Raw genomic sequence first — 20876 nt, 5'->3', positions numbered from 1 at the left:
GGCTTATGCGGCGTGTTGGCGGCTTGACGCTACGGCTTGCGCTCGTGACTTGCCCGCGCGCTTTTCGGCATAAAGCGCGGCGTCGGCGACGTGCATGACTTCGCGGACGGTTTCGCCATCCTCCGGATAGAGCGCATAGCCGAGACTCGCGGCCACTGGCAGGCGATTGCCATCCAGGTCGATGGGTCGGCACAAAGCGGCGAGCATAGAAGTGGTGCGTGCGGATAGGTCTGCCTTGTCCGCGACATTGCGGAACAGCACGATAAATTCATCGCCGCCAAGACGGCCCACGCTGTCCTGCGCCTCTGCCGCGTCGGCCAGACGCCCACCGACACCGAGTAGCATCAGATCGCCGGCATGATGACCAAGGCTGTCATTGACCTGCTTGAAGCCATCAAGATCGAGCAGCGCAATGCCGAAGGAGGGCTTTTTGCCAGTACCGCAATCCAGCTCCGCCTCGATCGACGCCATCATGGCACGGCGGTTGGGCAGACTGGTCAGCGGGTCAGTGTCGGCCAATTCGCGGATCTGTTGTTCGAGGAAAAGCCCTTCGATCAGCCGGTCATATTGCGCAGCAACAAAGCGGATCATCAAGGCTTCGACGCTCAGCATCGAAACACCAAGCATCTTGGCATTGAATTCACCCGCAAAGATCATCGACAATGCGACCGGAGTGATACCAATGACCAGCACCCCGATAGCGGCTGGGCGCAACGTATAGAGACAATGGGCAATCGCCGTCGCGCCAAAGGCCAGCGAGACAGGTATCAACGTTTCATACGCGAAGGTCCCGGCGACATAAGTCACCGAGGCCGCAATGCCCAAAAAGCCCATCATGCCGACCGAAAGCCCGACATTTGCCTTGATGATGAGCGGCACTTTTTCGAGCGGGATCGGCTTTTGCAACAGCCGCCTCCAGACGGTTAGCCGCGCAAAGCAGTAGAGAATAAGGCCCGACATCCACGCATAATTGGCCAGTGGTAAACCGTTGCTCCAGCACACCGCCATCACGATACAGGTGTTAAGCGCTGCTACGGCCAGCAACATCGGAACTTGTGTGCGCACATTCTGGAGTTGGGCGGAATGCAGCGGACCGATAATCGACTGGGGAACAGGCGGCGCAATCCAACGCCAGAGCCTCGCGGCCTGGAAATGAATCTTGGCTATCAGATATGGTTTGCCCATTAAGCCGCAGGATTAACCAATGGCGGTAAAGCACAGGTTAAAGCGACTGGACTTTCCAAGCGAAATTGAAGCGCCTAGATGGAGGGCAATCGGAAACATTGTCGCAGGAAAACCATGACACGCGAATATCAGGCAAATCTCGCCCTCTACATCGATGGCAGCTGGCGCTCGGGCGAAGGCCGCGATGTGCATCAGGTGCTCAATCCCGCGACCGGCGAAGTGCTCGCCGAACTGCCGTTGGCAACCGCCACCGATCTCGACGAGGCGCTGGCAACATCTGCCAAAGGCTTTGCCCTTTGGCGCGCGACCGACGTCAACGCCCGCGCCGCTGTGCTGCACAAAACGGCTGCGCTGATCCGCGAACGGGCCGAGCATATCGCGACGCTCCTGACGATGGAGCAGGGCAAGCCGCTTGCCGAGGCGCGCACCGAAACCCTCTCGTGCGCCGCTGTCTTTGAATATTGCGCCGAAGAAGCCAAGCGTGCCTATGGCCGCATCGCGCTGCGCCCAGCCGGACAACGCGCGCTGGTGCTCAAACAGCCCATCGGTCCGGTCGCGTCACTGACACCGTGGAATTTCCCGGTTTCGCTAATGTCGAAAAAGGTTGCGGCGGCGCTGGCAACGGGATGCTCGGTGATCGCGAAACCAGCCGAGGAAACGCCGGGTTCAACCTCCGAAATCATGCGCTGCATAGCCGATGCGGGCATACCGGCAGGCGTTGCGCAGCTGGTCTTTGGCGTGCCCGACATGGTCAGCCGTCAGTTGCTGAGCTCTCCAGTAATCCGCAAATTGAGCTTCACCGGATCGATTCCCGTCGGCAAGCACCTTATGAAACTCGCCGCCGATGGCGTGAAGCGGGTGACGATGGAGCTGGGCGGGCATGCGCCGGTTCTGGTCTTCGATGACTGCAATCTCGAAAAGACGCTCGACATCGTTGTTACGCAAAAATTCCGCAACGCCGGGCAAGTCTGCATCTCGCCGACGCGTTTTTATGTGCAGGAAGGGATTTACGACCGCTTTGTCACAGGGTTCAACGAACGCACCGCCAAGGTGAAAGTCGGCAACGGTCTGGATGCCGACACCATCATGGGGCCGCTCGCCAATTCGCGCCGTCCCGCTGCCGTCGGTGCACTGGTGCAGGATGCCATTACCAAGGGCGCGCGCGTCGGCACCGGGGGCAGTGCCGACAATGGCGACGGCTATTTCTTCCGCCCGACGGTGCTTTCCGATGTTCCACTTGAGGCTGATATCATGAGCAATGAGCCTTTTGGCCCGGTCGCGTTGGTCCGGCCATTTGCGAAGTTCGAAGACGCCATCGAACAGGCGAACCGCCTGCCCTTCGGCCTCGCTTCCTTCGTCCACACCGAAAATGGTCGACAGGCGAATATGGCAGGCGACCTGATCGACGCCGGTATGGTCGGCATCAACACAGCCGCGATTTCGATGCCCGACATGCCCTTTGGCGGCGTCAAGGAATCGGGCTTTGGCAGCGAAGGTGGGCCCGAAGGTCTCGAAAGCTATTATGTGACCAAGGCGATCCACCAAGCCTGATGAAGCGGCAGCTCTATCTTGCTGCCGGATGGGTTTCGGTCGGGCTGGGAACGGTGGGCATTTTCCTGCCGATCCTGCCCACCGTGCCCTTCATGATCCTCGCCGCCTTCTGCTTCGCACGCAGCAGCCCGGCGCTTGAGGCAAAACTGCTCAATCACCCCAAATATGGCCCACATCTGGTTGCATGGCGCGAAAAGGGTGTAGTCAGCAGGCGCGCCAAATGGTCGGCAACAACCGCTTTCCTCGCAAGCGCCCTGATCGGTTCATTGACGCTGACTCCACCCTGGTCGCTTTTACCTGCAGCGGTCGGTTTGGTGTGTGGAACCTGGTTGTGGATGCGGCCGGAAAGTTGAACAACGTCCGTGATACCGTAGCCCCGAGCTTGTCGAAGGGCGCTTCTCAGCATCAGCGCAAACCTTGGGGCGCCCTTCGACAGGATCAGGGCTACGGTGAACTATAAGCGTCTGTTCTACTTAACCCAAAGCCTCCCGCACGACAGCGATCCCGGCTTCGCGCTGCGCTTTCAATTCCTGCTTGAGCACAATCGGATCGCGCGCGAAGACGAAGCCAAAGCTGACGCCACCTTCCTTGCCGATGGTCGCATGGTGCAGCTTGTGCGCCTGCACCAGCCGCTTGGCATAGCCACGCTTCGGTACCCAGCGGAAATAGCGTTGATGGATCAGCCCATCATGGATCAGTGTATAGACGATGCCGTAGAACAGGATGCCAAGGCCTATCCACGTTCCCGGCTCCCACGCCGAAGCGCCCATCACCAATGGGCTGCCAATGGCGAACATCGAAATGCTCATCGCGGCACCGACAATGCCGTAAAGGTCATTCTTTTCAAAGACATTGTCATGCGGCTCATGATGGTCGCGATGCCAGCCCCAGCCCCATCCATGCATGATATATTTGTGGCTGCTCCATGCGACAAACTCCATCGCAATGAAGGTAGCAAGGACGATTGCAAAGATTTGCGCGACACTCATTACGATCATATAGGCGCTGAACCATTGTTTTGAAAGCGGACATCGAAGCTATTGCTTGGCCTCAAAACTCTTTTCCAGAAAAGAGAGCATTTTCGGGAACGCATTTTCTAGCGCTGCCTGATTGGCGTCGGCCGTTCCGCCGCCAAAGTTTCCGAAACTTTTGTGCAACTTGCTTCCCCGTTCTGCTGGCGCACCAAAGGCAACATGGCCCGCATCACTATACTCGATCAAGCTGACGTCCGCTTTCTTCGCAGAGTTTGCGGTGGCTTTCATCGCCCTTGCCATTGGGCAACTGGCCCAAATATTGGGTAGTGTCTCAGTTTGAATTTTAGCGTCCGTAGCTTGGGTCAGTGCAACGGATTGTGATTACGCGCTCCGCGTTCTGCCTTTGTTTAGTGCTGGCGTCAGGGTTTCTTTGGTCGAATATCTCCATATAGCTGTCAATGCATCTCTCGCCGTCTGTCTTAGAGCAGGCCGAGGCGAATAGTGCCAAAATCACTAACAGCGTATTCTTCATTTTAACCGTCCCTTTGGTTAGTTTTTTTGTAAGGACCTCGCGGCTTCGGAGCCGGTGCCAGCTCGTCGATCTTAGCGATAACATCGTCCAGCGACCAGAGCCGATCTGTAATGCCAGCTGCCATTGCTGGCGACATGCGCAGTGTTTTGTGAATGCGGGTGAAGTTGTAGAACACAAAATACAAAGCCAGCGCGTGAATGTGATTATCCAGCTTCTTTGAAAAGCCATTTGTTAGACGGGTAAAGCGGCGCATGGACATGCGCATGGTTAGGTTTTGACGCTCGACATAGCTGGTTGAGACATGCTTCACGTCTGGATTGCCCTCGATAGCTACCTTGCGAATGCCGGTGCACTCAGCAGGACTGTAGCGCACCTCTGCACTCTTACCGCCACCGACATTGCCATACAGTTTCACAAGCTGCGCATAGTCCACATCGGCACCGAAAGCGCCTTCAACGGCTTCTAGGTAAGCCTTGTGACCATCGGTTGTCAGTTGCACCCGATTGGACAGCCGAGCGCGCAGATCGTCCATGAGAGCGATTGCTGACTGTCCCGAACGGTCGCCAACAAAATAGGAAACGATCAGCTTAGTATCGGCGTCAATCGCGGTCCACGTCCACACGTCACCAGCGCCTTCCGGCGCATCCTTGGCGGCGGGAACATTCTTATCCTTGGCATAGCAGAATGACCAGATTTCATCGCACTGGACGCGGCTAGCTTTGACGTTGCGGACTGTCTCGTCATGGATAGCCAAAGCGGCCTCGCCAGCCTCAACTAACAGCTTGGAAACCGTGTTGATCGACACATCGGCAACGCGGCTAATTGACCGCATCGACGAGCCCTCGCAGAGCATTGCGAGAATTTGGACGCGTTTGTTATGGGGCAGCTTGTTCATACTCATTTTAATATGAACTTTCGTGCTTAGGGTCAAGTATAAAGTGAAAATTTATGCTTGGGGTAAGCTAGATTGCTCTTGCTCTGTAAGAAGGCGCTCGACATCAAGCCCAGAGAAAAGATCGCCCTGAGCAGGCGGATAGGCATTATTGAAAAGAGTTTCAAAAAAGCGCCAATTGCCATCTGGCGTAGCCCTCAACAGCGTCGTCACAGCGGTAATTTGATTGGCTAAGTGCACGTTCCCCACATCCTCGGTCAAAAACTGGAAATGCTTGTGCTTCCTTCGCTTTGTAACGGAATCGACCGGATTTTTCCGTTTCAGCTTTGGTAGAACCCCTGGAGGGAGTTTGTCATAGATGAGCTTATTAGTCAGCTTGCCAATATAGGCAGTTCTCTTAGTAGAAGAAGCGTCATATGGCCACCCCATGACCCGATATATTTGCTCATAGTATGAAAGCGGGAATCTGCTTTGGTAAGGAAGCAGTTCAGGTGCTATATATGCTTTAAGTATTTGTTGAAGTTCATTGTGTGCACGGCGCTTTTGATAGCCAGTAGCTTCATCTATAAGCGATATGATTGCAACGTCTGCGAGGGCATTTAATAGCTTTTCAGCATTGTCGGCAACTTTTTCTTGGGATGAACCAAGCACTCCCGCATTTCGTGCACGGACCCATACATTGCAGATTCTCCGCAAAACCTGAGCAGGTATGCCCTCCGCAACGCTGCCTTTTACACTGCGGTAGCGAATTGGAACTTTTAGAGAAGTAACCAGATCAGCGTCTTCTAAAATGAAAGGCCGCAAATTTTTGAAAGCTAGATGAAGCGGAAAGTATATTTCATCGTCATCAGAGCGACGCGTCGAAAGTGCACCGCTTCTATATATGCCCATAACGCGCATAAATTCAGTGCCATTGATGACGCGCGTCTCATCGTCGAGCACGGCACATCTGAAAATAAGGTGACCAAACTCGACCTCGCCCTCATCAATGGCGAAGCGAATAAGGTCGCCTTCACTATCCGGCAATCTACGCGTGATCGCTTGTTTTTCTGAATCTGACATAAAAACTCCGTGCACAATACGAATCGGCATTGTCAGTGCACATAGTGTGCACAGCAGAAAGAGTCAATGTCAGTGCACTACTTTTTCCAGCGACTTTCAGCTGCTTTTTGCGCAATCTCTTTCCGTCGCTCTGGTGTCATATTGGCGGCGCGCCTCTTGCCGCCCAAGCTGCCAAGCTGCGCAGCGGCAGATTTTGCGTCGTCGCGTTCGTCCTCGATCTCGCCTGTCGCAATCTTGCCGATCATAACAGCAAGCCCGATAGCGTCGGCTGGTCGCTTCTGTCCTTGGGGGCCTTTAGGCATGTTTCACCTTTCCGATGGCTCCGCATTCAGGGCACTTCGGTTGCATTCGTTCTATGGCTTCGGTTGTCGTTGTAAATCCGGCGATTTCAAAGCTGCCAGCCTCAAAGCCAGACATGCTATAGCTTTCCCATTGCTTGCTGAACGGCTGATCGTTTTCGGACCAGTGAACAATGCCCTGATGGCCGCACTCACAAACTACCGGCACTCTGTGGTGAGTTGTCATATCGCCTCCATGCTTTCCGCTAAGCATATAGGAACGGCGATTGGATTACGATAGGCTATCCGTCAAAATTCAAACTGAGACACTACCAAATATTGTCTTTTGCTCCACAAATCATCAGCACCGGTATAGACACGCCTGCAATCGGAAGGGCTGCAGCCGGCGTTTTGACGGTTTCGGCCAATGCCGAAGCCGCACCTGTGGCCGGATCGAGAGTGAAAGGGACGTTTTCGAGCGAAACGGCAGGCAGGCGCTTCCCGTCGATGCTCCAACCTGACGTGCCCTTACTCGCCCAAGGGGCTTCCCAATCAAAGTCGGGCCAGACATGGCTTCCCGGCATTCCCAATATGATTGCTTTCAGCCCATTGTTCCGCGCCGCAACCAGAACCGTAGCCTCGCTACCGCGCGACCAGCCAGCCATCGCCATCCTTTCGGGGTCAACCGCATTTTGGCCTTTGAGCCAGATCAAGGCTTTCTCGAAATATTCAATCGGGATTTCCTCCAACCGTTTCGGCTGTGAAGGTGCTCGCCAATAGGATAAGTGAAAAACGGTATAACCTGCACTTTGCAAGGCTTTGGCAAGGTGCGTCATATGCAAGCCCAGCCCGCCTTCACTGCCACCGACAAGTAATATGGTTGCCGCCCTTTTACCGTCGGGTGAAGGGAAATAGTTGCCGAACAGACCGTCGGTAACAATACGTGTCCCAGTCGGCCCGGCGTCTTTAATCGATACAGGATATACCCAAGGCTTGCTGTAATATGTCCAGCCTGCGCCGATGGCAAACAGCGCGACCAGTCCACTAACAGCGATTTTCAAACCTCGTTTCCAGCCCATCACCTACTCCGCAAAAGTGTTATAGCTATGGTCGAAGAGCCCGGTCAGAATAACAAGCCGCAAATCACAACTAGCACATTAGCGGCTTGCGCAATGTGGAACGATCTTAATCCGCCTTCGGAAAGAAATAGGCAGAAATATCCGCGCCGATTCTTGCAGGACGCAGTGTTTCGGCATCGATGCAGCACCAGCTCGATTTGACCTCGGCGAGCACTTCCTCTCCGCGCTTGATCACTGTTTCGTAAAAAGCGCGCGCACCGTGGATGCTTTCGAGCACCACATTGGCGACCACGACATCCTCTAGGAAAGCGGGCTTGCGGTAGGTGATTTCATGTTTGAGCGCGACCCATGCGCGCTGCGCCACCGCCTCGGGCGGGGCAAGATTACGCCAATGTTCGAGCACCGCCTCCTGCACCCAATTGAGATAACGGCTGTTGTTCACATGCCCCATGAAGTCGATATCTTCGGGCAGGATTTTGATCGGGAATAGGTGGGAGAGTGTGTTCATGTCGATTCGGGGATACGACTAAAAAGTTACAATTTCCAGTCGCCGCGATGAAAACAAACCTGCAACCAGCTGTAGAAAAGCAATATCGGTCGAGCGTGGTGTCCCTCCCCTTAGCTAACAAAGGCTGCCACGGAGATAAAAATGACTAAGGCAGCTTTGAATAAATATCAGGACAGAATGCGGCGGGTGATCACCTATATCGACCAAAACCCCGAAGCGGATCTCAGCCTCGATGTGCTGAGCGGCATTGCGGCTTTCTCAAAGCATCATTTTCACAGGCAATTTTCCGCAATGTTCGGGATTTCTGTCTATAGCTATGTCCAGCTGTCGAGAATGAAGCGGGCGTCGTACCGCCTTGCTTTTCGCGACAGCGATACCGTCACCGATATCGCATTTGATACCGGCTATGAAGCGCCCGACGCTTTTGCCCGGGCATTTCGCCAGAAATTCGGACAATCGCCTTCGTCATTTCGCTCTTCTCCCGACTGGGATCCGTGGCTTGCGGCCTTTGAGCCATTCGAAACATCACGGAGAAAATATATGGATATCAACTACACCGCGAACGATGTCGAAATCATAACGACACCGGATATTCCGGTCGCAATTATGGAACATCGCGGCAGCCCGAGAAACATCCGGTCGTCGATCGAGCGCTTTATTGCATGGCGCAAAAGCAATCGCCTCAGCCCGTCATTGCACGCGACCTATAACATCTTTCACAACGATCCACGGTCGACGGCGGACGACGACTATCGGCTCGATCTGTGCGTCGCGACAGACAAAGGGCTGGACGATGCCAGCGCGGGCGTTGAATCGGGATTGATACCTGGCGGTCGCTGCGCGCGGCTCCGTGTTGTCGGAAATCCCGACGATCTGGAGGCTCCCGCAATGTTCCTGTATCGTGAATGGCTTCCCGACAGCGGCGAAGAATTACGCGACTTTCCGCTTTACTGTCAGCGCGTCAGCTTCTTCCCCGATGTTCCCGAACGCGAAGCCATCACCGACCTATACCTGCCGCTGATATAGACCGGCATGCGATGGAGGCGGTCGCGCTCAAATCACGACCGCCTTCGGAGCGCAAAAGGAAAATGCCCAAAATGCTGCGTGTTTAAAATATCCTTGCTTGCCAAGCGCGGTGTGCTGTGCCTTTAGGCCAAGCATATGACTCAGCCCCGCACGCTCTACCAAAAAATCTGGGACGCGCATGTCGTGTCTGCCCGCGATGATGGCACTTGCCTGATCTTTATCGACCGCCATCTGGTGCATGAAGTGACCAGCCCGCAAGCCTTTGAAGGGCTGCGCACGGCAGGACGAAAGGTACGCAGGCCCGATCTGACACTGGCCGTGCCCGACCATAATCTGCCGACCACCGCACGACGCGATGCGGTCGGCAAGCGCATCCCGATTGCCGACCCGGAAAGCGCGCAGCAGCTGGCGGCGCTGGAGGCCAATGCCCCCGCTTTCGGCATCCGCTATATCGGCGATGCCGACCTAGAACAGGGTATCGTCCATGTCGTTGGCCCCGAACAGGGTTTCTCGCTACCCGGCACCACAATCGTCTGCGGCGACAGCCATACCGCCTGCCATGGCGGCCTTGGCGCACTCGCCTTTGGCATCGGCACCAGCGAGGTCGAGCATGTGCTGGCAACGCAGACGCTGCAGCTTAAGCAATCGAAATCGATGGAAGTGCGCGTAGAGGGCGAAGTCGGCCCCGGCGTTACCGCCAAGGACATCGTCCTCCACATCACCGGCGTACTCGGCGCGGCAGGCGGCACCGGCTATGTCATCGAATATACCGGCAGCGCCATCCGCAATCTCAGCATCGAAGGCCGTCTGACAGTCAGCAACATGGCGATTGAGCATGGCGCGCGCGCTGGACTCTGTGCGCCCGATGAAAAGACCTGCGAATATCTAAAGGGCCGCCCCATGGCTCCGAAGGGTGCGGACTGGGATGCGGCAGTCGCCTATTGGCGCACCCTCACCACCGATCCGGGCGCGACCTATGACAAGGTCGTGGTCATCGACGCCGCCGATATCGCGCCAAGCGTAACTTGGGGCACAAGTCCTGAGGATGTCGTGCCGATCACTGGCACCGTTCCCGATCCGGCGAGCTTCGCCGATCCTTCCAAGCAGGAAGCAGCCGCCAAAAGCCTTGCCTATATGGGCCTCGAACCCGGCACACCTCTGAGCGACGTTGAGGTGCAGAATATCTTCATCGGCAGCTGCACCAACAGTCGCATCGAAGACCTGCGCGCTGCGGCGGCGATCCTCAAAGGCCGCAAGAAAGCCGCCAACATCCGCTGGGGCATCGTTGTACCCGGCTCCGGCCTTGTGAAGCGCCAGGCCGAAGCCGAGGGGCTCGACCGCATCTTCATCGACGCCGGCCTCGAATGGCGCGAACCCGGCTGCTCCGCCTGTCTCGGCATGAACCCGGACAAGGTGCCTGCGGGGGAACGCTGCGCCTCCACCAGCAACCGCAATTTCGTCGGACGCCAAGGCCCGGGCGCGCGAACGCACCTCGTCAGCCCAGCCATGGCCGCAGCGGCGGCGGTGACAGGAAAACTCACCGATGTGCGGGAGTTGATCACTTGAAAAGGCAACTTTGGAGGGCGCAGATTAGTGCGCATCATTGCCCCCCATATCCTTGCTGTGCGTGCTCCGGTGGAGTTCTGCAAATAGTTCAGAATACATTTTTGGCCGAAGAAACTACTCGGTCGAAAGCTTGGAGAAACGACGTAGATTGGGACCCGCATTTGATCGACTACGTTTTCGGGGTTCGAGCGAAATGCGGAAACGAGAAATGCGGCCAGATGTACGTTTTAGCTGGCAACGGTGGAGTTGAACAATCGTACACTGATCATGACGATTGGGACTGGGATGAAGCATACTATCCAAAGACTTCATATCCGATGCCTCACATTATTACACTACCGAGCAAAACCTATGTGGATGTCAAAGGCGAGCTAGTTAAGTCGTTTGAAACGTTTTGGAGAAATCCGGAATCGTGTGCGAACAGCATTCGAAATGCCTTGGATAAGCTGATGATAAATCTAGGCTTTTCCAGCAACGAAGCCGATGGAAACGAAATCAATCTTCACCAAAAGATCGAGCTTTTTTCAAAAAGTCATCCGGAACTCGGTAGTAATCTCATGTCCATTAAATGGCTATGTAATACAGGCAGTCATGGACGACGAGTGAGTCATGAAGAGCTTCTTGACGCATATGAGATATTTGAATTTTGCCTTGATGAAATCATCGAAGAGAAATCCAAGAAGATTGCAAAACTCGCCGAAAAACTGAAGGCCAAGCACAGTAAGGATTCCAAGGGAACAGTGAAAAAATGAATCCCGTCAACGGCATCTCTGGTAAGGCCTATCTTTGCAGCCTCGAAAGTGTCGACACCGACGTGCGGGAGTTGATCGGCTAAGTCCCGCTGCGGCACATCTTTCTTTGGGCATATTGACTCGATCACCTCGCTGCGGAATGTAAAATGGCTTCAGGAGGCGATTGATGGCACGACGTCCGGCCAAGAAGAAAGCTGAAACTACCGAACCCGCCGAGCATCGGGCCGTTGTTGTGGGCTGGACGCACAATGGTCTCGGCTCGTCAATCGACCTGCGCATTCAGAGCACGGTCTCACAACAGGCGCTGGAGGATCATCAGATCGACAGCCATCATTTCCTGATGACGCACAATCAGGCGTTGCTACTGGCCAAATATCTGCTCGATGCGACCGGTCAGGCATTGCCGCAGCGCGTGAAGCCATCAATTTGGCGGCGCTTCTTGCCAAAGCGGCAAAAATAGACTTGAGGTCAGAATCAATCGCGAATTGAATATAACCTCAAGACCGAAGCGGACTGATTCCAGATGAACCCCGTCTCCACCATCGCTGGCAAGGCCTATCCGTTCGGCCTCAAAAATGTCGACACCGATGTCATCATTCCTGCCGCGTGGCTAAAGACGATCAGCCGGTTGGGGCTCGGCAAAGGTGCGTTTGAGGCGTTGCGCAAGGAACCGGGCAATCTGTTCGACAGCGCCGAATATGCAGGCTCCCCCATCTTGATTGCAGGGGACAATTTCGGCTGCGGCTCCAGCCGCGAGCATGCCGCCTGGGCGCTGGCCGATATGGGCATTCAGGCGGTTATCGCGCCGAGTTTCTCCGACATATTCTCGGGCAACGCATTCAAGAACGGATTGCTGACGGTCGTCTTGCCGCAAGAGGCGATTGACCGGTTGATGGAGGTCGCCAAAACCGACCCGATTTATATCGATCTGGAAAACCAAGTTGTGACAACCCCCTTCCAGGATCGCTTCACTTTTGAAATCGATCCGTTCCGCAAGCATTGCTTGCTGAATGGCCTCGACGAAATTGGCCTGACGCTCGCCAGCAGCGACGCGATTTCGGCCTACGAAAGCAAATTAAACACAGAAAAACCGTGGCTGGTGCCACAGATGATTTGAGGAGAGAAAAATGAAAGCGCTGTTATCGACCGCTACGGGCGGCCCTGAAACCCTTGTGCTGGGCGACCTGCCCGATCCGGTTGCCGGCAAAGGCCAGGTCGTCGTTGCCGTGAAGGCCTGCTCGATCAATTTCCCCGACACGCTGATCATCGAAGACCGTTACCAGTTCAAGCCGCCCCGTCCCTTCGCACCCGGCGGCGAAATTGCCGGAGTGGTCGAATCGATCGGCGAAGGTGTGACCGGCTTTGCCGTGGGCGACCGCGTGCTTGCTGGCTGCGGCAATGGCGGGCTTTCCGAGAAAATCGTGCTGGGCACGCATAATCTCTACAAAATGCCCGACGAAATGTCGTTCGAGGAAGGTGCCTCGCTGCTGATGACCTATGGCACGAGCGCGCATGCGCTGAAAGACCGTGGTCGGATGAAGCCGGGTGAGAGCGTCCTCGTCCTCGGCGGCGCAGGCGGCATCGGTATTTCCGCCATCGAACTCGCCAAGGCCTATGGCGGCCGCGTGGTCGCGGGTGTTTCAAGCGAAGCCAAGGCGCAGGTCGCACGCGAAGCCGGCGCCGACGATGTCGTCATCTATCCTTATCAGCCATTCGACAAGGACCAGTCCAAGGCGGTGGCCGAAATGTTCAAGGCAGCAGCAGGCCCCAATGGTTTCGACATCGTCTATGACACGGTCGGCGGCGACTATTCCGAACCCGCCGTGCGCTCAATCGCGTGGGAGGGCCGCTTCCTAGTCGTCGGCTTCCCAGCCGGTATCGCCAAGCTACCGCTGAACCTGACGCTGCTCAAAAGCTGTGATGTCTGCGGCGTTTTCTGGGGCGCCTATACCGCGCGCGAGCCCGAGAAGAACCGTGCTAACATCATGGAGCTTTTTGAGCTCTACAAGGCAGGGAAAATCAAACCTCGCGTGTCGGAAACATTCCCGCTCGAACGCGGCGGCGAAGCTATTGCCAAACTCGGCAACCGCGAGGCTGTCGGCAAGCTCGTCGTCACCATCTAATCCTTGCAGGCGCGGCCCTTGTTTGGCAGGGGCCGCGTGACTATTTTAAGCCTGAAGCGCCGAAGGATTCGAGCATGACCACTTTTGATGATCGCGAAAACGCCTTTGAGAACAAATTCGCTCGTGATGAGGAATTTCAGTTCAAGGTTACTGCCCGCCGCAACAAGCTTGTCGGCCTTTGGGCTGCCGAGAAAATGGGGCTGACGCCCGAAGAGGCCGATGCCTACGCCAAATCGGTCGTGCAGGCAGACTTCGAAGAAGCGGGCGACGAAGATGTCATCCGCAAACTGCTCGGTGACATAACCTCGGCGGGTATCGAAACAGATGACGCCGCGATTCGCGCTGCGCTCGACGCCAAGCTTGTCGAGGCGCGCCGCCAGTTCATCGAAGAGGCATAAGGGACATTCCCATGCCGATGGCGGCTGAAGATATCGAAGGCATGATCAAGGCCGCCATCCCCGATGCAGCGGTCGAAATCACCGACTTGCGCGGCGATGGCGACCATTATGCTGCGCGCGTCGTCAGCGAAACTTTCCGCGGAATGCCGCGCGTGAAGCAGCATCAGACGGTTTATAACGCTTTGGGCGGCCGGATGGGCGGCGTGCTGCATGCACTGCAGTTGACCACGGCCGTACCCGAATAAGGAGTGAAGACTATGAGCGCGCACGAACGTATCGATGAACTGGTGAAGAACAACGACGTCGTCCTGTTCATGAAGGGCAGCCCCCTGTTCCCGCAATGCGGTTTTTCGAGCCGCGCGATTGCCATCCTCGACCACCTCAATGTCGAATTTGCCAGCGTTGATGTGCTGCAGGATCAGGAAATTCGCCAGGGTATCAAGGAATATTCCGACTGGCCCACCATCCCCCAGCTCTACGTCAAGGGCGAGTTTCTAGGCGGTAGCGACATCATGATGGAGATGTACGAGGCAGGCGAATTGCAGGAACTGTTCGAAGAGCATGGCCTCGCCAAAGCGGGATGATGTAATCAGATCTGGTTGCCGACTTTGACCCAAATAGCGATTTAACCATTTCTAATATCGTGTAACTTTGCCATGCGAATCGCAGGGGGGGCGGTGCGATGCCAAAGTACGAGGATGTCGATTTGGCTGAGCATGAACGGCGTTTTGCTGCGTTCATCAGCTACAGCCATGCGGATGCAAAAGCTGCCGAGAAATTGCAGCGTCAGCTAGAGCGGTATCGTCTTCCCGAACATGTTAAACTGACACCCGACGGCGATTCGCCGAGGCTCGGCATAATATTCAGGGACCGCGATGATCTTGCCGCTGCCCCTAGCCTGAGCGATGCCATCCGGAATGCATTGCGCGAAACCGGCGCACTCGTGGTGATATGCTCGCCGGACGCCAAAAAATCGCGTTGGGTTTCAGAAGAAATTGCTCTGTTCCGGCAACTGCATCCTGAACGTCCGGTCCTGGCCGCGCTGGTCAACGGGCAGCTCGACGACGCATTTCCGGCTGCGTTGACCGCCGGTGGGATTGAACCACTCGCTGCCGACTTGCGCAAGGAGGGCGATGGTTGGCCGCTCGGCTTTCTGAAGATCGTTGCCGGAATTGCGGGGGTGCCGCTCGACTCGCTGGTCCAACGGGACGCCCAGCGACGCGTTCGCCGCGTGACCGCCATCACGCTGGCAGCGCTGACTGCTATGCTAGCTATGACGGTTATGACCGGCTTTGCCATAACCGCCCGCAACGAGGCCGCCCGGCAACGCGCAAGTGCAGAAGGGCTGGTCGAATATATGCTGACCGACTTGCGGACCAAATTGAAGGGTGTCGGTCGCATCGATGTTATGGAAGGCGTTAACCAGCGCGCGATGGAGCACTATCGCGGACAGGGCGATTTATCGGGGCTTTCTGCTGACGCGCTGGAGCGGCGCGCCCGCATTTTGCACGCCATGGGAGAAGACGATAAGCTGCGCGGCGACGCCAAGTCTGCACTCGAAAAGTTCCGAGAGGCCCATCGCACAACCGGAACGCTGCTGGCCCGCGACGCAAACAACCCTGACCGCATTTTTGGTCATGCCCAGAGCGAATATTGGGTCGGCAGCCTGGCACTGGCCAGGCTCGATAGCGCGGCGGCCCGACCCTATTTTGAACGCTACAAGCAACTGGCGGATCGGTTGGGGGCCATTGATGCCAATAACCCGAAATGGCGCCGCGAGCAGGGCTATGCTGACGGCAATCTGTGCAGTTTCTGGCTGCAATCTAAAAAAGACAATGCGACGGCACTTTCGCTATGTCAGTCTGCATTGCGCCACATGCAAGCCAGTGCAAAGCTGGCCCCAGAAGATCCTGAAATCCAGGCTGACATCGTTAACCGACTTGCTTGGCTGGCAGAAGCCTATCGGGCCAATAGCCAGCCGGATTTGGCCTTAAGCAGCAGGCGCAAGCAACTTGCGGCAGCCGACAAGTTGACAGCATTGGACAAGCGCAATGCCGACTGGAACGAATTGAAAATCATAGCTCAGCTGGCACTGGCGGAAGAGCTTCGGCAATCGAACGATTCAAAGCAGGCTGAAAGTGCCACGTTGCTGGAAAGGGCAGTCGCTGATTTGCAGCGGCTCATAACGCAGGAGCCGCAAAACGAGTTTCGAAAGAAGCTGTTACAAAAAGCGAACGACCTACGAAATAAGGGGGATTGAAATGATAGACGACAAGCTGGGAAAGCTTTCGAATGGCCAGTCAGCACTTACAGACAGGAAGGTGGGTGACTTAACAACAATTGTTGCTGTCGAACTCGATATGGACAATGGCAAAGGCGTCGACATTGACTTTCATCTGGGTTGCAGCTGGCCCTATTCCGAAGCCAATCTGGCTGCCGCGATAGCCGACCTGACCAAGAAGAACCCGAAATCGCTTCGTCCTGTGAAAAAGAAGGGCAAAAGGCTTTCGATCCTGAATGAGCACGACAACCGGATCCTGCTCATCCGCGTACCCGCCAAAGTTAAGGAGCTAAGCTTTTCCAGCCTCAACCTGCCGATTACCGCGGCCGGCAAAAATGCAGGCCTTTACGCTGATCTGAAGGTTTTTGGGCCTGATTGGTCGCCCGGCGAACGATCACTGACGCTCTATAATCCTTCGACCAATAGTCGCGGTGATACCGGCGGTGTCCTCGCTTGCTTCACATTCGAGGGCTCTGCGGCTCCGGCGGGAAGCTTTGTCGCCGATTTCAACATAGCACTCGACTGGCGCGACTTCGATGATGCAGGGAATGAAACCAGCGTCGCGCCCATGATGTTCGATCCCGACACACGCTGGCCCGAAGGGACGGACCCCTAAGCCGGGCCGCCGCTGCGTATGTCTGACCACCGCATCATCTTGGCTCTCGCCCGTTCAGGTGCAACCTCGCGGGCCTGGGATGCCTTTGTCGCGGCGGGCCTCGATGCAGCGGAGACCGATTTCGCAGCGCTGACATTGAAGGGACGCCTGCTGAAGGATCGGGCAAGACAAGCGACGGGCGGGGATCGCCGCCAGCTCTTCGATCAGGCCAGATTGGCGTACGAGAAGGCTGCCGCTTTACGCGCTGAGAGCTATCCATTGATCAACGCGGCGGCAATGGCGCTATTTGCCGGACAGCCCGAACAAGCGGCCATTCTTGCTAATCAGGCGTTACATCTGATCGAAAGCGGATCTGACATGGGCGAAACGCCCTATTGGGGGGAGGCGACCCGCGCAGAGGCGTTGTTGTTGTTGGGACAGACCGATGAGGCGCGCGACAGCCTTGCATCGGCAATCAAATTGGCACCCAAAGCCTGGGAAGACCAGTCTTCAACCTTACGGCAATTTGCTCTGATTCTTTCGGCAACCAGGCAAGCCAGTGATTGGCTGGACCGGTTTCGTCCCCCGCCGGTGATGCACTTTAATGGCATATTGGGCATCTCGGCAGACGATCAGACTGCACATCGTGCCATCCATGATGCTGTATCGGCAATCGCTCCGGGTTTTGCTTATGGCGCGCTGGCGGCCGGTGCAGATATCATCGCGGCCGAAGCGGCCATTGCAGCAGGGGCGGAATTGCACGTCGTGCTGCCATCCCAGCCTGAAGACTTTCAACTTTCATCGGTAGCACCCCTTGGTGAAATCTGGTCTGAGCGATTCGATGCTCTGCTCTTGCAGGCAGAATCGGTCGCCATTTGCGCGTCCGATGCAGGTACCAGTGCGGCGGGGGTCGCTCTGGCAGAACTCCACGCTATGGGACTGGTGGTTGAACGCGCCGAGCAACTTCAGGCAAAAGCCGTCGCCTTGCGCATAGAGCCTGCCGACCGCCCGGCGTTGGGCGACCCGTGGCTGCATTCGGGGCGGGCGCTCCACCATGTCGCCGTCACCGAGATGCGGGAAAGCCCGGTAGAACAGCTTCCGCAAGGAGAGTTGATGTTCGACGTCGTGCTCAATGGCAACCCACCACTTGCTTTTGACGCGTTGAAAGATGCCGTTCAGACGATATTGGCTTCCGCTGAAAAAATCGCAGCGCTTGATTGCCGAACGGACGACACGGTTCGCGTTGGCTCCTTAATGGCACACAGCGCGCATGGCATGATCGCAGCCAGCCGAAGTGCGGCATTGGCGCTGCTCGCAACAGGGCTCGCCAGCCGTATCGAAACGATTGGTGAGATGGCGTCTCCCGAAGGCCCTTTCGAGGTGTGTCTCGCCGCACTCGCGGAGCCTCCGGGATAATGGCAGTCGGGCTAGAAAATATGTCGGGTCGCGACGACATAGCAATCATTGCAAGCTGCTTGGGCTTTGGCAAGGAAAGCGCAGAACGTCTGGCAGCTTTGATGGTTTCGCGCTCATTCCCGCACCGAAGCGCAATCGCCCACGCCGGAGATCCTTCGGTCCATTTTTATCTTGTAGCCGAAGGTGCAGTGGCGGCTGAGCTTTTTGGCTATGATGGCCAACAGGCGCAGTTGACCCGGCATGGACCGGGAGAAATTTTTGGCGCTTATCCGAAGGAAACCACCTATCGGGCGGGGTTTAGCGCCAGTGGTGCGACGCGTTTGCTGGTTATCCGGACCGAGCGGCTGGTCGAACTCGTCGCAAGTGACAGGGAGATTGCGGCAGGTGTTGCGCGGTTGTTGGCCAAGCAGCTTGATCTGGTGCTCGATCGAATGGCCGCGCGCATCGGACTCAGCGCAACGGGCCGCTTTTATCGAGCGCTGCTCCAACTGGCCGATGATGACGGGATGATTAGGCCGCCACCGGTTATCGCGGCACTGGCGGTGAGCGTGCATACTACGCGCGAAACCGCGTCACGTGCGCTGACAAGCCTGTTGCGTCGCGGAATTGTCGAACGGCAGGATGACGCACTGCGCATCGTGTCCCGCCGGATGCTGGAGGAACTGATCGTTTAAAGCTTGTGCCCCGTGCGATCTCGCTTGGTCGCCAGATAATGCGCATTGTGCGGATTTGCGGCGATTTTGAGCGGCAGGCGCTCGACAACCTTGATGCCCTCGGCTTCCAGTCCCGCAACTTTTTCCGGATTGTTGGTCAGCAGGCGAACTTCTGAAATCGACAACAGCCGCAACATTTGCGCCGCTACCGAAAAATCGCGCGCATCGACGGCAAAGCCCAATCGGATATTGGCGTCTACCGTGTCGAAACCCTGATCCTGCAGCGCATAGGCGCGCAGTTTGTTGACGAGGCCAATGCCGCGCCCTTCCTGCCGCAGATAGAGCAGCACGCCCCATTGCGCGTCGGCTATCTGGTGCAACGCCTCGTGCAGTTGCGGCCCGCAATCGCATTTGAGGCTACCCAGCACATCGCCGGTCAGACACTCACTGTGCAGGCGGATGACCGGCGGGGTGCCATCACGCTGACCAACGACCAGCGCGACATGGTCTGCCGCATCGGCGACCGAGCGATAGGCCACTAGTTCCGCATCTTCCGCAGCCGAAACCGGCAGGCGTGCTCGCGCGGCGATGCGCAGATGGTCAGCATCCTGGAAGGCTGCAAGATCGGCAGGGGTGAATTCCGCGTCGGCATCCCCCTCAACCAGCAGAAACGCCGGCAGCAACCCTGCCTCTCGCGCAAGTTCCATCGCCGCCTGAGCGGCCTCCGGCTGTTCGAGTGCCAAAGCAGCGAAAGGCCCCTTGAACGGATAACGCAGGTCGAGCGACGGATCGGATATCGCGAGCGACAATGCGGCATCGAGTTCGGATGGTGGCGCTATCAATACCGGCAACTGCGTGTCGGCTGCCGCAAACTGGTTGGCGAGCTTGAGCGTGGCGGCGCGTGCAGATGACAGCAATATGCCTTTGACTTGGTGCCCGGCAAACAGTTCTGCCGCAGCCCCGGTTTCGATAGCGACCAGTGTCAACCCGCCGACGCGCACCGGCCAACCGCGCCGCAGCGCGTCAATGGCACGGGCCGCGCGCTTGGCGGCTGCATCGCTCAAAGACGGAATTCCGTTACGATAGGCACATGGTCCGAAGGCTTGCCCCAGCCGCGGCAAGGCTTGTGCACGACATGGGCGTGCGCCTTGTCCTTCAGGTCAGGCGTCACCCACATATGGTCGAGGCGTCGGCCCCGGTCAGAGGTTTCCCAATCCTGCGCGCGGTAGCTCCACCAGGTGTAGAGCTTCTTTTCGGGCGGGACGAATTCGCGGGCCAGATCAATCCAGTTGCCTGCAGACTGCAGCCCGCCCAGCGCTTCGATTTCGACTGCGGTGTGGCTGACGACATTGACCAGCTGCTTGTGGCTCCACACATCGGTTTCGAGCGGCGCAACGTTGAAGTCACCGGTCAATATCGTGGGCGCCGAAACCGCGCTCGACCATTCGGTCATCCGCGCTAGAAAATCGAGCTTTTGGCCGAACTTCACATTTTGCTCACGGTCCGGAATATCGCCGCCTGCCGGCACATAGACATTTTCGAGCCGGACACCGCCCGCAATCTCAACGCCGACATGCCGCGCTTCGCCATTGGCCTGCCAATCATGTACCTGTTTGTTCGCCAACGACACCTTGCTGATGATCGCAACACCGTGATGCATCGGCTGTCCGTTGATGACAATATGGTTATAGCCCAACTGGCGGAACGGCCCTTCCGGAAATTGCGGATCGGCAACCTTGGTTTCTTGCAGGCACAATATGTCAGGCCCTTCGTCGCGCAGGAACCGTTCGACAATGTCGATGCGGGCGCGGACGGAATTGATGTTCCAGGAAGCGATACGAAGGGTGGTTGCCATGGCGGCTGCTTAGGGGCGGGCCCCGCGCACGGCAAGGGGGGAGCGAGCCAAAAAAGCAAAACCCCCATCCCGGGGGCATTTGGGATGGGGGTCGAGCTTGCGTTCGTCACGCTGAAACCGAAGGGAGACCTGAGTGCTGCGGGCAACAGG

At 56.8% G+C, this 20876-nt stretch carries 25 protein-coding genes; 15 read left to right on the top strand and 10 right to left on the bottom strand.

Annotation, left to right across the window (positions count from 1 at the left end):
* Positions 1 to 3: 3 nt before the first annotated feature.
* Positions 4 to 1185 (bottom strand): GGDEF domain-containing protein, encoded by a 1182-nt coding sequence (locus PKC81_RS03575; RefSeq protein ID WP_324333262.1) that lies wholly within the window; start codon positions 1183 to 1185, stop codon positions 4 to 6.
* Between the two features lie 114 nt (positions 1186 to 1299).
* Between PKC81_RS03575 and PKC81_RS03570 the strand changes: the two genes are divergently transcribed.
* Together PKC81_RS03570 and PKC81_RS03565 are read left to right on the top strand one after the other, a co-directional pair.
* Positions 1300 to 2736: an NAD-dependent succinate-semialdehyde dehydrogenase gene (locus tag PKC81_RS03570; RefSeq protein WP_324333261.1), complete on the top strand. Its 1437-nt coding sequence runs from the start codon at positions 1300 to 1302 to the stop codon at positions 2734 to 2736.
* Entirely contained in the window at positions 2736 to 3089 is a 354-nt protein-coding gene (locus PKC81_RS03565; RefSeq protein WP_324333260.1) for a YbaN family protein, read from the top strand. The genes PKC81_RS03570 and PKC81_RS03565 overlap by 1 nt, the downstream gene beginning before the upstream one ends.
* 120 nt (positions 3090 to 3209) lie before the next feature.
* On the opposite strand, the gene PKC81_RS03560 is transcribed toward PKC81_RS03565, so the two are convergent.
* The 7 genes from PKC81_RS03560 to PKC81_RS03530 form a co-directional block, all read right to left on the bottom strand.
* Complete coding sequence (locus tag PKC81_RS03560; RefSeq protein WP_324333259.1) at positions 3210 to 3725, bottom strand: sterol desaturase family protein; 516 nt, start codon at positions 3723 to 3725, stop codon at positions 3210 to 3212.
* A 48-nt stretch (positions 3726 to 3773) separates the two neighbouring features.
* A complete protein-coding gene (locus tag PKC81_RS03555; protein ID WP_324333258.1) occupies positions 3774 to 3998 on the bottom strand; it encodes a hypothetical protein in 225 nt (74 codons plus the stop codon).
* Between the two features lie 245 nt (positions 3999 to 4243).
* Positions 4244 to 5137, bottom strand: a complete 894-nt coding sequence (locus tag PKC81_RS03550) for an IS1 family transposase (protein WP_324333257.1) — start codon at positions 5135 to 5137, stop codon at positions 4244 to 4246.
* 51 nt (positions 5138 to 5188) lie between these two features.
* A complete protein-coding gene (locus tag PKC81_RS03545) occupies positions 5189 to 6196 on the bottom strand; it encodes a P63C domain-containing protein (RefSeq protein ID WP_324333256.1) in 1008 nt (335 codons plus the stop codon).
* 77 nt (positions 6197 to 6273) lie between these two features.
* Positions 6274 to 6498: a hypothetical protein gene (locus PKC81_RS03540; protein WP_324333255.1), complete on the bottom strand. Its 225-nt coding sequence runs from the start codon at positions 6496 to 6498 to the stop codon at positions 6274 to 6276.
* Between the two features lie 305 nt (positions 6499 to 6803).
* Positions 6804 to 7535 (bottom strand): acyl-CoA thioester hydrolase/BAAT C-terminal domain-containing protein, encoded by a 732-nt coding sequence (locus PKC81_RS03535; protein ID WP_324333254.1) that lies wholly within the window; start codon positions 7533 to 7535, stop codon positions 6804 to 6806.
* 124 nt (positions 7536 to 7659) lie between these two features.
* Positions 7660 to 8061 (bottom strand): thioesterase family protein, encoded by a 402-nt coding sequence (locus PKC81_RS03530; protein ID WP_324333253.1) that lies wholly within the window; start codon positions 8059 to 8061, stop codon positions 7660 to 7662.
* Positions 8062 to 8202: 141 nt separating this feature from the next.
* On the opposite strand from PKC81_RS03530, the gene PKC81_RS03525 reads away from it, so the two are divergent.
* The 13 genes from PKC81_RS03525 (at position 8203) to PKC81_RS03465 (ending at position 18892) form a co-directional block, all read left to right on the top strand.
* Positions 8203 to 9087 carry an AraC family transcriptional regulator gene (locus tag PKC81_RS03525; protein WP_324333252.1) on the top strand — a complete coding sequence of 295 codons (885 nt, stop codon included), beginning with the start codon at positions 8203 to 8205 and terminating at the stop codon, positions 9085 to 9087.
* Positions 9088 to 9222: 135 nt separating this feature from the next.
* Positions 9223 to 10653: a 3-isopropylmalate dehydratase large subunit gene (gene leuC, locus PKC81_RS03520; protein WP_324333251.1), complete on the top strand. Its 1431-nt coding sequence runs from the start codon at positions 9223 to 9225 to the stop codon at positions 10651 to 10653.
* Positions 10654 to 10814: 161 nt separating this feature from the next.
* On the top strand, positions 10815 to 11405 hold the full coding sequence (locus tag PKC81_RS03515) for a DUF4145 domain-containing protein (RefSeq protein WP_324333250.1): 591 nt from the start codon (positions 10815 to 10817) through the stop codon (positions 11403 to 11405).
* A 166-nt stretch (positions 11406 to 11571) separates the two neighbouring features.
* Positions 11572 to 11865, top strand: coding sequence for a hypothetical protein (locus tag PKC81_RS03510; RefSeq protein WP_324333249.1), 294 nt, complete (start codon positions 11572 to 11574; stop codon positions 11863 to 11865).
* A 63-nt stretch (positions 11866 to 11928) separates the two neighbouring features.
* On the top strand, positions 11929 to 12522 hold the full coding sequence (gene leuD, locus PKC81_RS03505) for a 3-isopropylmalate dehydratase small subunit (RefSeq protein ID WP_324333248.1): 594 nt from the start codon (positions 11929 to 11931) through the stop codon (positions 12520 to 12522).
* Between the two features lie 10 nt (positions 12523 to 12532).
* Positions 12533 to 13528, top strand: coding sequence for an NADPH:quinone oxidoreductase family protein (locus PKC81_RS03500; RefSeq protein ID WP_324333247.1), 996 nt, complete (start codon positions 12533 to 12535; stop codon positions 13526 to 13528).
* 74 nt (positions 13529 to 13602) lie between these two features.
* Positions 13603 to 13926 carry a DUF1476 domain-containing protein gene (locus tag PKC81_RS03495; RefSeq protein ID WP_324333246.1) on the top strand — a complete coding sequence of 108 codons (324 nt, stop codon included), beginning with the start codon at positions 13603 to 13605 and terminating at the stop codon, positions 13924 to 13926.
* Positions 13927 to 13937: 11 nt separating this feature from the next.
* Positions 13938 to 14171: a BolA family transcriptional regulator gene (locus PKC81_RS03490; protein WP_324333245.1), complete on the top strand. Its 234-nt coding sequence runs from the start codon at positions 13938 to 13940 to the stop codon at positions 14169 to 14171.
* Between the two features lie 12 nt (positions 14172 to 14183).
* On the top strand, positions 14184 to 14510 hold the full coding sequence (grxD, locus tag PKC81_RS03485) for a Grx4 family monothiol glutaredoxin (RefSeq protein ID WP_324333244.1): 327 nt from the start codon (positions 14184 to 14186) through the stop codon (positions 14508 to 14510).
* A gap of 98 nt (positions 14511 to 14608) precedes the next feature.
* Entirely contained in the window at positions 14609 to 16186 is a 1578-nt protein-coding gene (locus PKC81_RS03480) for a toll/interleukin-1 receptor domain-containing protein (protein ID WP_324333243.1), read from the top strand.
* Position 16187: 1 nt separating this feature from the next.
* Positions 16188 to 16823: a hypothetical protein gene (locus tag PKC81_RS03475; protein ID WP_324333242.1), complete on the top strand. Its 636-nt coding sequence runs from the start codon at positions 16188 to 16190 to the stop codon at positions 16821 to 16823.
* Between the two features lie 18 nt (positions 16824 to 16841).
* Positions 16842 to 18218: a TRAFs-binding domain-containing protein gene (locus PKC81_RS03470; RefSeq protein ID WP_324333241.1), complete on the top strand. Its 1377-nt coding sequence runs from the start codon at positions 16842 to 16844 to the stop codon at positions 18216 to 18218.
* On the top strand, positions 18218 to 18892 hold the full coding sequence (locus PKC81_RS03465; protein WP_324333240.1) for a Crp/Fnr family transcriptional regulator: 675 nt from the start codon (positions 18218 to 18220) through the stop codon (positions 18890 to 18892). The genes PKC81_RS03470 and PKC81_RS03465 overlap by 1 nt, the downstream gene beginning before the upstream one ends.
* On the opposite strand, the gene ribA is transcribed toward PKC81_RS03465, so the two are convergent.
* Together ribA and xth are read right to left on the bottom strand one after the other, a co-directional pair.
* Complete coding sequence (gene ribA / locus PKC81_RS03460) at positions 18889 to 19935, bottom strand: GTP cyclohydrolase II (RefSeq protein ID WP_324333239.1); 1047 nt, start codon at positions 19933 to 19935, stop codon at positions 18889 to 18891. The genes PKC81_RS03465 and ribA overlap by 4 nt on opposite strands.
* Positions 19932 to 20726, bottom strand: coding sequence for an exodeoxyribonuclease III (xth, locus tag PKC81_RS03455; RefSeq protein ID WP_324333238.1), 795 nt, complete (start codon positions 20724 to 20726; stop codon positions 19932 to 19934). The genes ribA and xth overlap by 4 nt, the downstream gene beginning before the upstream one ends.
* Positions 20727 to 20876 lie beyond the last annotated feature (150 nt).

The sequence above is a fragment of the Sphingorhabdus sp. genome (assembly GCF_035329025.1).
GTDB lineage: Bacteria > Pseudomonadota > Alphaproteobacteria > Sphingomonadales > Sphingomonadaceae > Sphingorhabdus_B.
The sequence above is the reverse complement of the archived record's forward strand: the minus strand, read 5'-3'. Positions and strand labels throughout refer to the sequence as shown.

Coding starts and splice junctions, on each gene's coding strand:
- PKC81_RS03490 (WP_324333245.1), top strand. CDS start 13,938: ATGCCGATGGCGGCTGAAGATATCGAAGGCATGATCAAGGCCGCCATC.
- PKC81_RS03470 (WP_324333241.1), top strand. CDS start 16,842: ATGTCTGACCACCGCATCATCTTGGCTCTCGCCCGTTCAGGTGCAACC.
- PKC81_RS03500 (WP_324333247.1), top strand. CDS start 12,533: ATGAAAGCGCTGTTATCGACCGCTACGGGCGGCCCTGAAACCCTTGTG.
- PKC81_RS03575 (WP_324333262.1), bottom strand. CDS start 1,185: ATGGGCAAACCATATCTGATAGCCAAGATTCATTTCCAGGCCGCGAGG.
- leuC (WP_324333251.1), top strand. CDS start 9,223: ATGACTCAGCCCCGCACGCTCTACCAAAAAATCTGGGACGCGCATGTC.
- PKC81_RS03545 (WP_324333256.1), bottom strand. CDS start 6,196: ATGTCAGATTCAGAAAAACAAGCGATCACGCGTAGATTGCCGGATAGT.
- PKC81_RS03565 (WP_324333260.1), top strand. CDS start 2,736: ATGAAGCGGCAGCTCTATCTTGCTGCCGGATGGGTTTCGGTCGGGCTG.
- PKC81_RS03465 (WP_324333240.1), top strand. CDS start 18,218: ATGGCAGTCGGGCTAGAAAATATGTCGGGTCGCGACGACATAGCAATC.
- PKC81_RS03560 (WP_324333259.1), bottom strand. CDS start 3,725: ATGAGTGTCGCGCAAATCTTTGCAATCGTCCTTGCTACCTTCATTGCG.
- leuD (WP_324333248.1), top strand. CDS start 11,929: ATGAACCCCGTCTCCACCATCGCTGGCAAGGCCTATCCGTTCGGCCTC.
- PKC81_RS03525 (WP_324333252.1), top strand. CDS start 8,203: ATGACTAAGGCAGCTTTGAATAAATATCAGGACAGAATGCGGCGGGTG.
- PKC81_RS03495 (WP_324333246.1), top strand. CDS start 13,603: ATGACCACTTTTGATGATCGCGAAAACGCCTTTGAGAACAAATTCGCT.
- PKC81_RS03480 (WP_324333243.1), top strand. CDS start 14,609: ATGCCAAAGTACGAGGATGTCGATTTGGCTGAGCATGAACGGCGTTTT.
- PKC81_RS03475 (WP_324333242.1), top strand. CDS start 16,188: ATGATAGACGACAAGCTGGGAAAGCTTTCGAATGGCCAGTCAGCACTT.
- PKC81_RS03510 (WP_324333249.1), top strand. CDS start 11,572: ATGGCACGACGTCCGGCCAAGAAGAAAGCTGAAACTACCGAACCCGCC.
- PKC81_RS03540 (WP_324333255.1), bottom strand. CDS start 6,498: ATGCCTAAAGGCCCCCAAGGACAGAAGCGACCAGCCGACGCTATCGGG.
- grxD (WP_324333244.1), top strand. CDS start 14,184: ATGAGCGCGCACGAACGTATCGATGAACTGGTGAAGAACAACGACGTC.
- xth (WP_324333238.1), bottom strand. CDS start 20,726: ATGGCAACCACCCTTCGTATCGCTTCCTGGAACATCAATTCCGTCCGC.
- PKC81_RS03550 (WP_324333257.1), bottom strand. CDS start 5,137: ATGAACAAGCTGCCCCATAACAAACGCGTCCAAATTCTCGCAATGCTC.
- PKC81_RS03530 (WP_324333253.1), bottom strand. CDS start 8,061: ATGAACACACTCTCCCACCTATTCCCGATCAAAATCCTGCCCGAAGAT.
- PKC81_RS03570 (WP_324333261.1), top strand. CDS start 1,300: ATGACACGCGAATATCAGGCAAATCTCGCCCTCTACATCGATGGCAGC.
- PKC81_RS03555 (WP_324333258.1), bottom strand. CDS start 3,998: ATGAAAGCCACCGCAAACTCTGCGAAGAAAGCGGACGTCAGCTTGATC.